The sequence below is a fragment of the Bacteroides sp. OM05-10AA genome, from assembly GCF_003439055.1.
Lineage (GTDB): Bacteria > Bacteroidota > Bacteroidia > Bacteroidales > Bacteroidaceae > Bacteroides > Bacteroides intestinigallinarum.
Map to the genome: position 1 here is coordinate 46,918 of NZ_QSUR01000007.1, position 15,811 is coordinate 62,728.

Genomic DNA, 15,811 nt, shown 5'->3' on the forward strand with positions numbered 1-15,811 from the left:
ATTCAAATATGGACTACAATAAATTCACCATAGACCTAATCAAAAGTTCCTTCACTCAATATGCAGCAACAGGAACAATAAATGAAGATGCTTTAGCAGATGGTATCAGCCAACTAAATAGAGCTATAGATAAGGCTCTTATATCCAACGAAGACACAACTGCCTTAGAAAGTCTGAAAAGTGATCTACAGTATATTAGATACGAGTTGTTATGACAAAGAAAGACGCTATCAAAATATTCGAAGATAAGAAGATTCGTGCTGTATGGGACGATAAGAAAGAAGAATGGTTTTTCTCTATCGTGGACGTTGTTGCAGTCCTTACCGATAGCGACAATCCTCGCAGATATTGGAGTGACCTAAAACGCAAATTATCTAAGAAAGGAAGTCAGTTGTACGATTTCTTCGGACAACTGAAATCGTACTAGATAGACAATTAATAACCAGAAGAAAAAGAAAACCCTAAGGACAATGAGTAAACCAAGAGCATATACAGAAGAAACCTTATCTATAATTGCAAGATTCTTCCAGACAATAGATTTTCTCGTATCAGCCAAACTGATGCGTGGAAAAGCTACTTACTGCAGGCTATACAACATTGATCGTCGCAACTTTGATGCACAGTCAAAGAACCACTCTCTGGGATTCTTCCAAGTTTCTTGGTTGCTAGGCCTAATAAATGATTTCAGAATATCAGCCGAATGGCTAATGACCGGGAAAGGTGATATGTTCAAAAAAGATAAATCCATAGTTAAATAATTAAATAAATAGAATATATCGAGTTTTAATCTTAACTTTGATAATAATATGAGCAAAATACCACCAAAACCATTATATATATACAGAATGGTACATTTTGACAATATTAAGTTTGTATTATCCAATGGTATATGCAGCAAGAATTATATGCAGCCATCAACAGAATATGTCAACATAGGGAATGATACGCTAATAAAGAAACGAGATACATACCCTGTGGACATAAAGCCAGGTGGAGTACTAGGTGATTATGTCCCCTTTTACTTTTGTGGACATTCACCAATGTTACTAAACATAAAAACAGGGAGGGGAGTACCCATGCAGCCACAGGAAGACATTATTTTTTTATGTTTAGAGCTATACAATGTTATAGAACAATGTAATGAATGGATATTCACAGATGGACATCCTATTGATAGTTTTACAGAATACTTTAATGAAACAAAAGATTTAGACCAAATAAATTGGGACGTAATTCCTCTTAGATATTGGAGTGTAACACCAGAAACTCCTGACCGAATGAGACAAAAACAAGCTGAATTCATGGTAAAGAATTTCGTTCCATGTAATTGTATTAATAAAATATATACATATACAGATAAAAGAAAAAAAGAGATAGAAAATATATTAGCATCTTTAGGGTTAGATATTCCTGTAGAAATTGATAAATCAAAACTATACTATTAATAATGATTAAGTATGTTATTGGCGATTTATTATCAGCCGAAGCTCAAGCATTAGTAAATACAGTAAATACTGTTGGAGTAATGGGAAAAGGTATAGCTCTTCAATTCAAAGAGAAATACCCTAGCAACTTTAACCATTATCTAACTGCGTGCAAAAATAATCAACTCGTCCCTGGAAAGTTGATTATTACTAAAGAATCAACAACAGATAGCGGAGAAAAAATCATTATAAACTTTCCTACAAAAACTGTATGGTATAAGAAATCACAATATTCCTACATTGAAAGTGGATTAGACGCTTTAGTAAAAGCTATTAAAGAATATAATATAAAAAGTATTGCGATCCCTCCTTTAGGTTGCGGCAACGGCGGCTTAAATTGGGACATTGTAAAATCCATGATGGAAGGACGACTTAGCGAATTAACAGATGTAGACATACAAATATTTGAGCCAAATGAAGCAGTAAAGGAAGTTTTAAAGAATCAAGAATTCAAAGGAGATGTTAAATTAACAGATGCTAGAGCCTTAATATTATACACTCTGTTCTATTACGAATTATGCGGAGGTGAATATAGCAGTTTATTTGTAGCAAATAAAATAGCCTTCTTTTTTAAGAGGTTAAGAGAACCTTGTTTTGCTAAATTGAAATTTACAAAAGACTTCTTTGGTCCCTACTCTGTTGGTGTAGACCATTTAATAAAAAGTTTAAATGGCAAATATCTTAGAGGAATGGAACAAATGAATGCAAAACCATTTGAAACCCTAGAATTAGATTATAGTAAAAAAGATGAAATCAGTGCCTACATAAAAAAACAATTAAAAGTAGAACAAGTAGATAGATTAAAACAATTACTTAAATTAATTGACGGTTATCAATCTGCATTATCACTTGAAGTCCTTGCTTCTGTTGATTTTATCAGGTCAGAATACCCTAATATAAATGAAGAAGAGACTATAAAACAAATGAAAGAATGGAGTGATCGTAAAAGAAAGTTATGTCTTGACAAATATATATCAAAAGCTTATAGGCATTTGGAAGAACATTCAAATAGATATTTCTTTAATAATAAGTAAAGGGAGTTTTTACTCCCTTTTATTTTTTCTCTTTTTCACACCATTATCGCCTGTCAGCACATAAGTAATAACACGACGGTTAGCATCATCATTCTGCGAATAATCCTTTTCTAAATACATATCTGTCACTTTCATTGCATCATCGACATGATTCAGAGCTTCATGTACAACATACTTATTTATACGTAGATCATTGCGGGCAATAGTCGCCCATGAGTGGCGGGCTGCATAAAATTCCAAATCTTCAATACCCAGAATTTCGCCAATCTTTTTCAAACCTTTATTTACAGCAGTATTTAAACAATCCTTTGATGCGTACATACAATAGAACTTAAAGACTCTACGCCTTGTTTTATCCATATACTTTTCAATTAACGGCATTGCCTCTGGTTCTATTTTAACACTAATCTCCGCCTTATCATCTCGACGATTTTTTGTCTTAGTTCGCTGATAAGTAATACGGCCATCAGCTATACAATCACAATTAAACAAATCAACTGTATTCATTCCGATAAGATAAAACGATAAAGCAAACACATCTCTTGCCAAATTCACACGTGTACATCCAATATTCGTAGAAGGCTGGTCCGGAAGAGTTAATATCTTCCTTATCATTTCTGCCGAAAGATTTCTTTTCTTAGCAGGAGTAGGTTTCTTCACATGGTACTTTTGGAATGGGGACCAGGGAATCCGGATGATCCCCATTTCCTCATCATTATATTCTTTTTTTGCCAAATTATGTAATGCGCGAATATAACCAGGATATAAAGATAGTGCCCGATCACCAAGTACACGATTACTCAACGGCTTTCTATCTTTCAGCCATTTCTCGTAATCTTCCATAAAAACAGAAGTTATTTCTGAAATAGCTAAAGTATCTCTTTTGATAAATCGTTTCAAACTTTCAATAGTCGTTTTATAGCTTCTGGCAGAACCACCATGCCCGTCCTCTTCCATCTCCTTTATTTTCCGGACAGCAAAAGCTATAAAATCAATGTTCTCTACTTTTGGTTTTACTCCATTTTCCAGCTCTTTAATCAAATCGTCAATAGGCATACTCTTCAACTTCAAACCAAGTTCGGTACAAATCGCTTCATACTCTTCTATCATCTTGTCCGTTTTATCCGTTATGTTCTTTTTAAGTTTAAAAGAGGAACGGGTGATATCGTCCTGCTTTACATAGATAGGAGTAGACAGATATTTTTTCTGCCGGTTATGCGTCACTCTAATTTTCACATTCCAAGTTCCGTCAGAACGTTTTTGATGTTTATACACCTCTGCCTTAAAAGTTGCCATAGTATTTTATTTAAGTTGTGGAACAATAGTAGAACATTCCACCGCAAATATATAAATTTTCATTGGTAAAGTGCGGTAATAATAAAGCCACGCTATGTTAAAAGCGTGGCTTAAAGTACACCCGGAGGGAATCGAACCCTCATCTCAAGAACCGGAATCTTGTATTCTATCCATTGAACTACAGGTGCTTATGCTAATTACACTGGCTAGAGTAGTATGTTAATATAAAATTTTCTTAAAATTTTGTTCCCATAGGTGGTGGACGAACCGGAAACCTCCATTCTATCCATTGAACTACAGGTGCTTATACTTATTTTATCAAATTAGAAAAAACGCCTTTGTTGCTTAAACAAGGAAGCCATTCTTTCTAAATGCGACGACAAAAGTATAAAAAATCTTCTCATCTTCCTAATGATTCTCCTTTTTTTATAGTTCTTAAGGTACTTCCCTATATTAGGAGACTGTTATTTTGAAATGCTTTAGAGCATTTACTTTATCAAATTGACAATCTTTTAGAGAATATCCATTACATATATCAATTTTATTCCTATCTTTGCCGACAATTAACATTTAACAAACCTATGAGTTACTTGATAAAACCTAAGAACTATAAGCCGCTACTCGACCTCAAACAGACCGAGCTGGGAATCAAGCAAATAAAAGAGTTCTTCCAATTAAACTTGTCATCCGAACTGCGCCTTAGACGTGTGACTGCCCCTCTTTTCGTATTGAAAGGAATGGGTATCAATGATGATTTGAATGGAATAGAACGACCTGTTTCTTTCCCAATCAAAGATCTGGGCGATGCGCAAGCCGAAGTGGTTCATTCATTGGCTAAATGGAAAAGGTTGACCTTAGCTGACTATCACATCGAACCGGGATATGGTATTTATACGGATATGAATGCAATTCGGTCGGACGAAGAACTGGGCAATCTGCATTCTCTCTACGTAGACCAATGGGACTGGGAACGTGTCATCACCAATGAAGACCGGACTGTGAACTTCCTAAAGGAAATCGTCAACCGTATTTATGCGGCTATGATCCGTACAGAATATATGGTATATGAAATGTATCCGCAAATCAAACCTTGCCTGCCACAAAAGCTACATTTCATTCATTCAGAGGAATTGCGCCAGCTTTATCCGAACCTGGAACCTAAATGCCGCGAGCACGCCATCTGTCAGAAATACGGAGCTGTGTTTATCATAGGAATAGGCTGTCAACTTGGTGATGGCAAGAAGCACGACGGACGTGCACCAGACTACGATGACTACACTACCAAAGGGCTGAACGACCTGCCCGGACTGAATGGCGACCTTTTGCTGTGGGACGATGTTCTGCAACGCTCCATCGAATTGTCATCCATGGGAATCCGTGTAGATAAAGAAGCTTTGCAACGTCAGTTGAAAGAAGAAAAAGAAGAAAAAAGGCTGGAACTTTATTTCCACAAGCGATTGATGAATGACACTCTCCCGCTATCTATCGGAGGAGGTATCGGACAGTCCCGCTTGTGTATGTTCTACCTTCGCAAAGCTCACATCGGAGAAATACAAGCCAGTATCTGGCCCGAAGATATGCGCAAAGAATGTGAAGAACTTGATATACACCTTATATAATAGACTATGAACGTACAGATTGAAGAAAGCTGGAAAGCTCATTTAGAACCAGAATTCGACAAAGACTACTTTCGCACGCTGACCGATTTCGTCAAAAGCGAATATAGCCAGTATCAGATTTTCCCTCCGGGAAAACTGATCTTCAATGCTTTCAACCTTTGTCCTTTTAATAAAGTGAAAGTTGTGATTATAGGGCAGGATCCCTATCATGGGCCGGGACAAGCACATGGCCTTTGTTTCTCCGTAAACGATGGTGTGCCTTTCCCTCCTTCATTAGTAAACATATTCAAAGAAATTAAAGCCGACATCGGCACAGATGCCCCTGCTACGGGAAATCTGACTCGCTGGGCAGAACAGGGAGTATTGTTGCTCAACGCTACGCTGACCGTACGCGCTCACCAAGCTGGTTCACACCAGAACCGTGGCTGGGAAACATTTACTGACGCTGCAATCCGTGCCCTGGCAGAAGAAAAAGAAAACCTGGTATTTATCCTGTGGGGATCATACGCTCAAAAGAAAGGAGCGTTTATCAACCGTAACAAACACCTGGTACTCACTTCCGCCCATCCCTCTCCTCTTTCTGCTTACAACGGCTTCTTTGGAAACAAACATTTCAGCCGTACAAACGATTATCTAAAAGCACATGGAGAAACAGAAATCGCATGGTAGATAGATAAGAGTGAATAAAAAAACAATGAGCGGTGAACAAGATATGCATTTATATTGCATTAGTTGTTCACCGCTCATTGTTTTTCTTTTATGATCTATCGCTTACTCTTTTGTTATCGCTAAACATTCATTATCGTTTCCCCTTTAATACCACTGAATGTTACTTTGCGTCTGACTTCTCTGCTCATACTTCAAGTCTTGCAGAATACTTGCATTCGCACGGATTGTAACATTGTAATATTTCCAACGTCCGAAAGGAGAAAGACTGGCGGACAAGTTGAAACAGTGCAAGTCACGGGATATTGTACAAGAAGTCTGGGTAATCTCTTTAGCTTGAAAATCATAACCCGAGTTGAACGAGAGCGACCAGTTATTAGAAATCTTTATATTTCCGTTTGCATTGATATTATGCGTATACGTATAAGGATATCGCATGGAATAACGGTTGATAGGCTTCGTTCTATCTTCACGGATATTAAACGAATAGCTAAGGCTCAATGACCAAGGCATCTTAAATACCTGATAACCATCCGGGTCAGCCTGTGCTTTCTCTACTTTCTTAGGCGTAGTACCGTCTCCTTCCGTTCCATCGGATTCCTCATCATCGCTATCCTCCGACTTATTCTTATCTTTCCCTTTTTCATCCTCTTCTTTCGGACCGAACCATTTCTTCCATGTGTCATTATTGAAGGTATAGTTGAAAGAAGAACCATATCCCTGGAAACGTCCAAAACGACCATACGACCATTCTGTACGGTTACTGGTTACTACATTACCACTTTTATCGAACGTATAAGCATACGTAGCGAACGATGCGTTCATGTTGAATGTATAATTCTTAGTCAGTTTCAGACGTAGGTTCATGCTTAAATCACTCCAAGGCCTCTCTTTGGCAGCCATATTATAAGACATACTTGCTCCCAATTCATCAATCAGACTAACCTTTTTAAGCGTATCTTTCTTTGCATCATAATACTTCATCTCTAAGTTATTAGAAATAGAGAAACTGACTGTTCCCGATCCTTCCCGCGAAGGTACGCCATAAGGTTGACCGGTGAAAGGAGAATAATACTGCGTATTGCCATTATAATCGGTATATTCTTCCCAATACTTGCTGAATCCCGGAGCACCGCTAAGACTTACCTGAGGCGTAACTACGTGACGAATCTGTATCTCTTTCTTTTTAGCAAAAAGAGGTTTGTACATACCATATACTTTCGTACTCAAGCTCAAACTTGCCGAGTAATTGGATACCCGGTAGAAACCGTTCAGTGTATCACCCGGCAATGCCTCCAACTTATGATCGACCTCATTATATTGCTGATTGATCTTACGAGTATACCAACGCTCTGTATAATTGACCGAAGGAGAAACCTGCAAATATTTGAATAACGTAAAAGTAGCACTGATAGGAATGTTATGATTCATCGCATTTTCCCATTCGCTTAGCCCGGCTTTAAACAGACGGTCGTCTTTTGTACGGATACTGTTTGTCAAACGTCCCGTATAGCTAATGGAAATCTTTTCGTACCAGCGTTCAGCTCCCGCCGCCTTCTTACGTTTGAACGGGAACAGACGGCTTAATGTGATATTCAAGTCAGGCAAAGTGACCGCAATAGAAGAGTCACGCATCGTCTGTGCGATATTGGTAGTTCCGGATAAGGTCAGACCGATATCAGGGAAACTACGAGAATAACTGATACTTGATGTTTTGGTATTTTGAGTCAACAACTGCGAATTATAAAGGTTGTTGATATTGGAACGTTCGTAACTACTGGTTGAGAAGTTTACACTAGCGGAGAATGTGCTGTTCGGACTGGCTTTAGCATCCTGGCGATGGTTCCATACTACCTTAAAGTCCTTAGCAACTGTATAGTCCGGCATACCTTTATCTCCTGTCTTGGTGACCTGATAGTCCGCTTGCAGCGTACCGGAATATTTATAGCGTTTATTATAGTTTGTCAATCCGGATAATCTCCATGAACCTTTCGTGAAGATATCACCCGTCAACTTCAAGTCCATGATGTCACTCATGGCAAAGTAATATCCTCCTTCTGCCAGACCGAAACCACGACTGGAGTCGTCCATATAAGTCGGCATAATGAAACCGGAAGAATAACTGCTGGAGAATGGGAAGAAAAAGAACGGTACGGCCAACGGCAAAGGCACATCTTCCACTACTAGATAAGCAGGTCCTGTCACCACATTCTTTTTAGGACGCACTTTAGCTCTCGTCAGCTGCATATAGAAGTGAGGATGGTCATGATGATCGCAGGTTGTATAACGCCCATGCTCCATGAAAATTTCATCATTAGCTCCTTTCTTCGCCTTGCTTCCGGTCACATATCCTTCTCCCTGCTGGGTGACGATATCGGTAATTCCCGCTTTCTTGGTTTTGAAATTATATCGGATGGTTTCCGTATCATAAGAGGTATCTCCTTCTTTAAATACCGGTTTACCTTTTTCCACCCCGGTAGTATCCTTGATACCGTAAGCATGCACAGTACTACTATCCAGATTCATCGAAATAACTTCCGCAGCGAGTTCGATGTTCTGATAATTAACTTTTCCGCTACCATAAAGTGTAGCAGCTCCTCCCAGAGTAAAGACAGTGGAGTCGTTGGATTCATAAACAACCGGTGCATCGAGTGGTTGTTTCTTCTTTACCGGTGCGATGGAATCAATGCGTACCGTTACCGTATCTGCTTTCAACGAATCATTTCCCTGAAGGGAATCCGTTTGTGCGGTATTGGAGGCAATCATTCCTCTTCTTCGACGCTGAGACGTAGCCTCATCGGGAAGCATCAGTAAGACAATCAGCAGTATGAATGATATAAGTATTTTTGCTTTCAATGGCGCCATTAACTAATAGTTTACGCTTGAAGTGGCAAAAGTACACAAACTTCACCAAATATGAGTTAGAATCTTCGTTATTTAATTATTTTTTAGTGCTATAAAAAGAGAGAACACCATCTATCAAAGCGGCTTAGGCCTTCTTCACCATATTTTGCAATACTTTTCCGTGCTTTCTCCACTGTTTTCTCTTCATCCAGATGGGTTTTAGAAAAGAATTTATCCGCAAAACAAATCAATTGCTCTTCCAAAGTGATGGGTAACATCTCACGATGAGGAACGGGAAGTTGCTGGGCGATGATATCTTCCAACGAGAGTCCGGCTCCGGTATGGCGTTCACACACCAATGCGTGTTGGGGGAAACCTTCCGCCCGCAAGATTTCTGCTCCCAAATATCCGTGAGCGATATAAGGATGGGGACCAAAACACTGAATAGTTGGAGCATCGGTCTGAAAAATACCAATATCATGCAACAGAGCAGCTTCTTTCACAAAGCTCCGGTTTAAACGTAGTTCGGGATGAGCATCCAGCATTTTCATTGCTTTTCCGGACACTGCCAAACTGTGTATTACTAATATTTGTCTCTGCTGCGTATTCTCCGGATAATATTTATCAATGATTTCGTATGGATTCATGTGCTTTATTTTTTGCTCTCTTGACGAGAAATTAATATTTTTGTGCAATATTACAAAAAAAATCACCGATATGCAAACTAGAGTTTTCTTCATTCTTATATTTCTGTTCATTATGCTGTTTCCAATGCGTGTAAACAGTCAAATTGTCACGGGAGCAGAACAGATGGATCAATACCTACCGCTGTTGAAAGGGAAACGCGTTGGAATGGTAGTCAACCATACTTCCATTGTGGGGGCAAAGCAAACTCATCTTCTCGACACCTTATTAAAAAGAAATGTTCAGGTCGTCAAAGTATTTGCCCCCGAACATGGCTTCCGAGGTAATGCAGATGCGGGTGAAACGGTGAAAAACGGAAAAGATTCCCGTACTGGTACTCCTATCGTTTCACTTTATGGCGACAACAAAAAACCGTCCGCTGCCCAGCTAAAAGATATTGATGTTATTTTGTTCGATATTCAGGATGTGGGAGCACGCTTTTATACCTATATAAGTACAATGTATTATGTAATGGAAGCTTGCGCAGAGAACAAGAAGGAAATGATTGTGCTGGATCGTCCCAATCCGTGCGATTATGTGGATGGCCCGATACTCAAACCGGGCTACAAGAGTTTTGTCGGCATGCTTCCCATTCCTGTACTTCACGGATGTACCATCGGCGAACTGGCACAGATGATAAACGGAGAAGAATGGATTGCCAACAAGAAAAATCCTTGTTCATTAAAGGTAATTCCAATGGTCGGGTGGAAACATGGAGAACCTTATTCACTTCCCATCAAACCGTCACCCAACCTCCCGAACGACCAGTCTATCCGATTGTACGCCTCACTCTGTCCTTTTGAAGCCACCCGTATCAGCGTGGGACGAGGAACAACTTTTCCTTTCCAGGTATTGGGCGCACCTAATAAGAAATACGGAAGTTTTACTTTTACTCCCCGCTCCTTACCCGGTTTTGACAAAAATCCGATGCACAAAGGTATCACCTGTTATGGGGAAGACCTCCGGAATGTAACCGATGTGAATGGCTTTACGCTTCTCTACTTCTTGAACTTTTATCGCTTATCCGATGAAAGCGCAGCCTTCTTCTCCCGTGCCCGATGGTTTGATTTGCTGATGGGTACTGACAGCGTACGCAAGGCTATCCTCAAAGGGGAATCGGAAGAGGCTATCCGGAATAGTTGGCAAAAGGAGTTACAGGATTACAAAGAGATTAGAAAAAAACATCTTCTCTATGAGTAAAAAACTAGTATCATACTCTCATTCATTTTTATAAACCACTTATAATTAAAAGAATAAGTATATTAGCAAAAAGAATGAGAGTTATGATAGTTATTTTCTACTCTAAGAACAATCAGTTAATAACACAATAATGAAAGATAAAACACAAAAAAGTTTCAGGGGAATAGTCCGGATATTACTTCTTGTTTTCTGTTATACCTTTGGTAGTCATGCTTTTGCATTGGCTTTAGAGCACGAACAAACAGTAGATATCTATAAAGTAACAGATGTCCCCAATCCGCGTAATGAAAGCTCTTCCAATTGGGTCAGCAATCCGAATCAGATATTGGATGAAAGTTATGTGTGGGAAATAAATAATATGTTGTCACAGTTAGAAGATTCATTGAGTATTGAAGTGACAGTTGTTGCACTCCCTTCTATCGGTGAAGATATTCCGGCAGAGTTTGCCCACAAGCTTTTTGAACACTGGGGCATCGGAAAGAAAGCGGACGACAACGGATTACTGATTCTTTTAGTGCTCGATCAACGTAAAGTCACTTTCGCAACCGGATACGGTTTGGAAGGAGTACTTCCCGACGCTTTATGCTTTCGCATTCAACAGAATGAAATGGTTCCGTGGTTTAGAAAAAACGACTTTGACAGAGGAATGACAGAGGGAGTCCGAGCTGTAACATTGGTGCTTTATGGAAGCGACTATGAGCCCGTTTCTCAAGGCACTTCTGATAATTACTGGAAAAGTGCCGGCAATACGTTGTGGAATTTTCTGGCAAATCAGCCGCCTATGCTTTGGGTATTCTTGATACTGGTAAATGTTATCACTTACCTCATGAAGGTAAATAAAGCTCGCCCCAAAGACAGTTCAGCATTAGCAGCAATCAAAGTCCTGACACTTTACAACCCACTTGGATGTCTTGTATTGTTTTTTCCAGTCTGGCCTGCACTTATTGCGGTATCCTTATGGTACAAGTTCTACCAAAAACAACGTGTTATTTTGCAGAGTAAAACCTGCGATTCTTGCAAAGCTGTGGCTTTACAACTTTTACCCAATGAGCTTGCAACCCCTTTATTATCTGCTTCCGAACAAATGGAACACAAACTAGGTTCTGCCATCCACCGTATTTATCAATGTACTTCCTGCGGCTGGCTTTTACGGTATAAATCTATCACCATAAGCGAATATAGGATGTGTAATCAATGCCATACCATTGCTTCCAAGCGTATCAGCCCGTGGAAAACAATTAAAGAGCCCACATATTCCGATGCCGGATTGGAGGTTGCCGACTCTCTTTGCCTGATGTGCGGAGATAAAAAGCAGACAACACAGAAGATTCCCCGCAAGACACCCCCCAATAGTGACAGTTCTAGTAATAGTCACAGCAGTAGTAGTGGCAGAAGCAGTAGTAGAAGTAGTAGCGGCAGTTTTGGTGGTGGACATAGCGGTGGCGGTGGAGCGTCAAGTAGTTTTTAAGATCAACTATCCATCCGAAGAAGTCGACTAACCAAATAAAGGACATGAAAACACATCTCACCTGAATATTTTCATAGAAAGATGGTTGTCCACTCCCTTATTCTAACTATTTTTGCATAGATAACCGAACATAAAAAAGTGAAATGAATATCGAAGAATTTAGAGAATACTGTCTTTCTTTTAAAGGTGTTCACGAGAAGATGCCTTTTCCCAATGTACCCGACCAATATAGCCGTGACGTTCTATGCTTTTATGTTGCGGACAAATGGTTTTGTTTCGTTAACATTGAGATTTTCGATTTTTGTTGCATCAAATGTAACCCTGACGAATCTGGAGAACTGCAAACTGAATATGCCGGTATAAAACCAGGCTGGCACATGAAGAAGAAATATTGGATCAGCGTTTATTTCAATCAAGACGTATCTGATGATAAGATCAAAGAACTTGTAAGCAAATCCTATGATATTGTAGTCAAAAGTCTGACAAAGAAAGAACAGGTTTCTGTTTGAGATTGCAAAAAGTCCTCCAGTGCTTTCAAGTCTTTTATTTCAAATATTCTTTCCATCATTTTCATTTTCAGCTCCGATGTCTTGTGTTGGGGAATGTTTTACATTTTTCACAGCGTGCACTATTCAATTGCGCTCCCAGACAAGGATTTTTTTGCCGTGTATAGGTAGGACACCCACCACAAAACACGCCACATGCCGGGACACGACCATTATAAATTTTCATCATACAAGGCTTTTGGCCATCCAATAGTTAGTAAGAGACAGCTGATTAGCCCTGCGTTTTTGCTCTACTTCTACTATATACCCTCGCTTTTCAAAAAATGGACGGGCTGTTATACTCACTTCAGAGGTAATCCGCGTAATCCCGGCTGCGACGGCATAACGTTCTATCTCATTCAACAATAGTGTAGCAACACCTTTGCCCTGAAAATCCTTATGAATAAACATTGAATGCAAATAGCCCTGAGGTGTAATGGATGAAAAACCGACGATTTCAGATTGCCGATTAACAGCAACAATAAAATAGTGAGTTTTTATCATACCCTCTATTTTAGAAGGATCATCTCCGCACGATGCCCAATCTTCAACCTCGGCCTGTGAATAGTCACGCCTGTTTATCACTAACACTGTGTTTCGATATAGAGACTGAATTTCCTCTATATCCGTATTTAAAGCTATCCTTATAGTAATCATATAATCCCTAATTATTTACTATTTTACCTCTTTTTTTCGCATTTTCCACAACTGCCAGCTATTGATAATATTCTGCCACAACACATACGAACCCGGTGCAACGGAAGACAGCGGATTCAGATAGGTATGCGCCATCCAAATAGCCAGAATTGTATTCTTTTGTCCAAGTGCTTGCCCACCACTGATACGGTCATTATAAATCGAGCCGATTGTCTTCCCCAAAAAGAACTGCAAACAACAGGCAATCAGTGCTCCGACAGCAATCATGATTTCCGTAAAACCATCCGCCGGGTCATTGAGCAAAGAATACAATGTTTGCGCAGTTACGATAGCTAAAGATACAGCCCACAAATAAAAAGCAAGTTCATGATAACCCAATAACTTCTGATGTACTTTCGGCAAACACTTGCTCAACAACCAGGCAACCAAAAAAGGACAAATCAACAACGGAAATACCTTACCCAAAATAACAAGAAACGCCTCCCAAAAAGTGACATCAGGATGGACTTCCACCAAAGGAAAAAGAATGGGCACAGCAATAGCCGCTCCGATATTTGCTATCAATGTATAGGTAGTCAGACTGGCCGCACTCCCTCCCAACTTGGTAGTAATCACCGCAGCAGCCGTAGCCGTTGGACAAATAATGCAAACCATCACTCCTTCTGCTACAATTTTATCAAAGCGATAAAGCAACAGATAAGCAGCCAACGCTCCACCAATCTGAATCAATAACAACCACATATGAAGAGGTTTTGGCTTCAAATCACGAGGAGATACCTTACAGAAGGTCAATAGCAACATCGTAAAAATAAGATAAGGAGTCAGGAAAGAAAGACTGATAAACAGCGGATAACCTACAGCACCTACCAGCATAGCAATAGGTAATGTCCAATTCTTCAAAAACTTAAGCATCGTCGTACATTTTAACTTCGAAGCACAAAGTAACGGAGATTTAGGGAAAAAAGCTATCATTAAACCGAAAAAAACACAAAACTTAATGGCAAATCATGAGTTTTCTACAAATTTCTACTACATTTGCACCGTATTATAGATATGAAACTGAATAGACCGTACATATTATACATATTTATTTGCCTCTGGCTACTTTTTCTACCCTCATGTACCAACCACTTATGGGGGAAGGATTTCGTAGTAGTTATTGACGCCGGACATGGTGGACATGATCCTGGTGCTATAGGCAAAATCTCGAAAGAGAAAAATATCAATTTGAACGTTGCCTTGAAAGTGGGGAATCTAATCAAAAGAAACTGCGACGACGTCAAAGTGATCTACACCCGTAGCAAAGATGTCTTTATTCCTTTGGACCGACGGGCAGAAATTGCAAACAACGCAAAGGCGGATCTCTTTATTTCCATTCACACCAACGCACTGGCAAACAACCGTACAGCCAAAGGGGCTTCAACCTGGACGCTGGGTTTGGCCAAATCAGACGCTAACCTGGAAGTTGCCAAGCGGGAGAACTCCGTTATCCTCTACGAAAGTGATTATAAAACAAGATATGCCGGTTTCAATCCGAACTCTGCCGAATCATATATTATATTTGAGTTCATGCAGGACAAATATATGGAGCAGAGCGTACACTTGGCCTCGCTGATGCAAAAACAGTTCCGCCAAACCTGTAAACGGGCAGACCGGGGAGTGCATCAAGCAGGATTCCTCGTCTTAAAAGCAAGTGCGATGCCAAGCATTCTAATAGAATTGGGATTTATTTCTACTCCGGAAGAAGAACGCTATCTGAATTCCGAAGAAGGGGCCGGAAGTATGGCCAAAGGTATTTACCGGGCTTTCCTGAATTACAAACGAGAACATGAGTTACGCCTTACGGGAGTCAGCAAAACGATTATCCCAACCGAGCAGGAAGAAGACAACGCCCCGGAAATTGCCCAAAAGGATACCGAAAGCATAAACACAGCTCCTCAACAGCAAGAATTACTAGCCGAAGCAAAAACCAAACCGGCTGCAACAGCAAAAACAGCACCGAAGCGCCCAATTGTGGCAGAAAGCGCAACCAATGACAGTGAAATTACGTTTAAGATACAGATACTCACTGCTTCCAAACCTCTCGCCAAAAATGACAAACGGCTGAAAGGACTGAAAGACGTGGATTATTATAAGGAAGGGGGAATATACAAATACACGTATGGAGCCTCCACCGATTACAACAAAGTGTTGCGCACGAGGCGCACTATTACGGCTGAATTTAAGGATGCCTTCATCATCGCTTTCCGAAATGGAGAGAAAATGAACATCAATGAAGCGATTGCCGAATTCAAGAAAAGAAAAAATAAATAAA

Annotated in this window: 15 protein-coding genes, 1 tRNA gene and 1 pseudogene; 11 read left to right on the forward strand and 6 right to left on the reverse strand. The window is 39.8% G+C overall.

All coding sequences use genetic code 11. The features are described from left to right. Positions 1-8: 8 nt before the first annotated feature. The 5 genes and pseudogenes from DXB58_RS07155 to DXB58_RS07175 all read left to right on the forward strand — a co-directional run bounded on the left by DXB58_RS07155 (position 9) and on the right by DXB58_RS07175 (position 2,518). On the forward strand, positions 9-215 hold the full coding sequence (locus tag DXB58_RS07155; protein ID WP_122136379.1) for a hypothetical protein: 207 nt from the start codon (positions 9-11) through the stop codon (positions 213-215). Beyond that, a pseudogene (locus DXB58_RS07160) lies at positions 212-418 on the forward strand (hypothetical protein); the annotation flags it as partial. The gene DXB58_RS07155 and the pseudogene DXB58_RS07160, both read left to right, overlap by 4 nt. Positions 419-470: 52 nt before the next feature. Then, on the forward strand, positions 471-758 hold the full coding sequence (locus tag DXB58_RS07165; protein WP_122136380.1) for a hypothetical protein: 288 nt from the start codon (positions 471-473) through the stop codon (positions 756-758). A gap of 48 nt (positions 759-806) precedes the next feature. After that, positions 807-1,445, forward strand: coding sequence for a DUF4433 domain-containing protein (locus DXB58_RS07170; protein WP_122136381.1), 639 nt, complete (start codon positions 807-809; stop codon positions 1,443-1,445). A 2-nt stretch (positions 1,446-1,447) separates the two neighbouring features. Continuing rightward, positions 1,448-2,518, forward strand: coding sequence for a macro domain-containing protein (locus DXB58_RS07175; protein ID WP_199487933.1), 1,071 nt, complete (start codon positions 1,448-1,450; stop codon positions 2,516-2,518). Positions 2,519-2,527: 9 nt separating this feature from the next. Here the strand turns inward: DXB58_RS07175 and DXB58_RS07180 are convergent, their stop codons facing one another. Beyond that, complete coding sequence (locus tag DXB58_RS07180; protein ID WP_122136382.1) at positions 2,528-3,814, reverse strand: site-specific integrase; 1,287 nt, start codon at positions 3,812-3,814, stop codon at positions 2,528-2,530. A 116-nt stretch (positions 3,815-3,930) separates the two neighbouring features. Beyond that, positions 3,931-4,002 (reverse strand) — tRNA-Arg (locus tag DXB58_RS07185). Positions 4,003-4,395: 393 nt separating this feature from the next. Between DXB58_RS07185 and asnA the strand changes: the two genes are divergently transcribed. Next, on the forward strand, positions 4,396-5,433 hold the full coding sequence (gene asnA / locus DXB58_RS07190) for an aspartate--ammonia ligase (RefSeq protein ID WP_074559127.1): 1,038 nt from the start codon (positions 4,396-4,398) through the stop codon (positions 5,431-5,433). A gap of 6 nt (positions 5,434-5,439) precedes the next feature. Then, the gene (locus DXB58_RS07195) at positions 5,440-6,102 is read left to right on the forward strand and encodes a uracil-DNA glycosylase (protein ID WP_117934231.1); all 663 of its coding nucleotides are present in this window, start codon (positions 5,440-5,442) and stop codon (positions 6,100-6,102) included. Between the two features lie 144 nt (positions 6,103-6,246). On the opposite strand, the gene DXB58_RS07200 is transcribed toward DXB58_RS07195, so the two are convergent. Then, entirely contained in the window at positions 6,247-8,964 is a 2,718-nt protein-coding gene (locus DXB58_RS07200; RefSeq protein WP_117934233.1) for a putative LPS assembly protein LptD, read from the reverse strand. An 89-nt stretch (positions 8,965-9,053) separates the two neighbouring features. After that, positions 9,054-9,590 carry an HDIG domain-containing metalloprotein gene (locus DXB58_RS07205; protein ID WP_008998896.1) on the reverse strand — a complete coding sequence of 179 codons (537 nt, stop codon included), beginning with the start codon at positions 9,588-9,590 and terminating at the stop codon, positions 9,054-9,056. Between the two features lie 70 nt (positions 9,591-9,660). On the opposite strand from DXB58_RS07205, the gene DXB58_RS07210 reads away from it, so the two are divergent. From DXB58_RS07210 to DXB58_RS07220, 3 genes are all read left to right on the forward strand, one after another. Continuing rightward, entirely contained in the window at positions 9,661-10,827 is a 1,167-nt protein-coding gene (locus tag DXB58_RS07210; RefSeq protein WP_117934410.1) for an exo-beta-N-acetylmuramidase NamZ domain-containing protein, read from the forward strand. Positions 10,828-10,957: 130 nt separating this feature from the next. Next, positions 10,958-12,295, forward strand: coding sequence for a YgcG family protein (locus DXB58_RS07215; protein ID WP_117934235.1), 1,338 nt, complete (start codon positions 10,958-10,960; stop codon positions 12,293-12,295). A 143-nt stretch (positions 12,296-12,438) separates the two neighbouring features. After that, entirely contained in the window at positions 12,439-12,804 is a 366-nt protein-coding gene (locus DXB58_RS07220) for an MmcQ/YjbR family DNA-binding protein (RefSeq protein ID WP_122136383.1), read from the forward strand. A gap of 222 nt (positions 12,805-13,026) precedes the next feature. Here the strand turns inward: DXB58_RS07220 and DXB58_RS07230 are convergent, their stop codons facing one another. Both DXB58_RS07230 and DXB58_RS07235 read right to left on the reverse strand, forming a co-directional pair. Continuing rightward, the gene (locus DXB58_RS07230) at positions 13,027-13,497 is read right to left on the reverse strand and encodes a GNAT family N-acetyltransferase (RefSeq protein WP_004312343.1); all 471 of its coding nucleotides are present in this window, start codon (positions 13,495-13,497) and stop codon (positions 13,027-13,029) included. An 18-nt stretch (positions 13,498-13,515) separates the two neighbouring features. Then, on the reverse strand, positions 13,516-14,469 hold the full coding sequence (locus DXB58_RS07235; protein WP_083852305.1) for a transporter: 954 nt from the start codon (positions 14,467-14,469) through the stop codon (positions 13,516-13,518). Between the two features lie 81 nt (positions 14,470-14,550). Here DXB58_RS07235 and DXB58_RS07240 point away from each other — a divergent pair, with 81 nt between their 5' ends. Continuing rightward, positions 14,551-15,810 carry an N-acetylmuramoyl-L-alanine amidase gene (locus tag DXB58_RS07240; RefSeq protein WP_122136384.1) on the forward strand — a complete coding sequence of 420 codons (1,260 nt, stop codon included), beginning with the start codon at positions 14,551-14,553 and terminating at the stop codon, positions 15,808-15,810. Position 15,811: the final 1 nt, after the last annotated feature.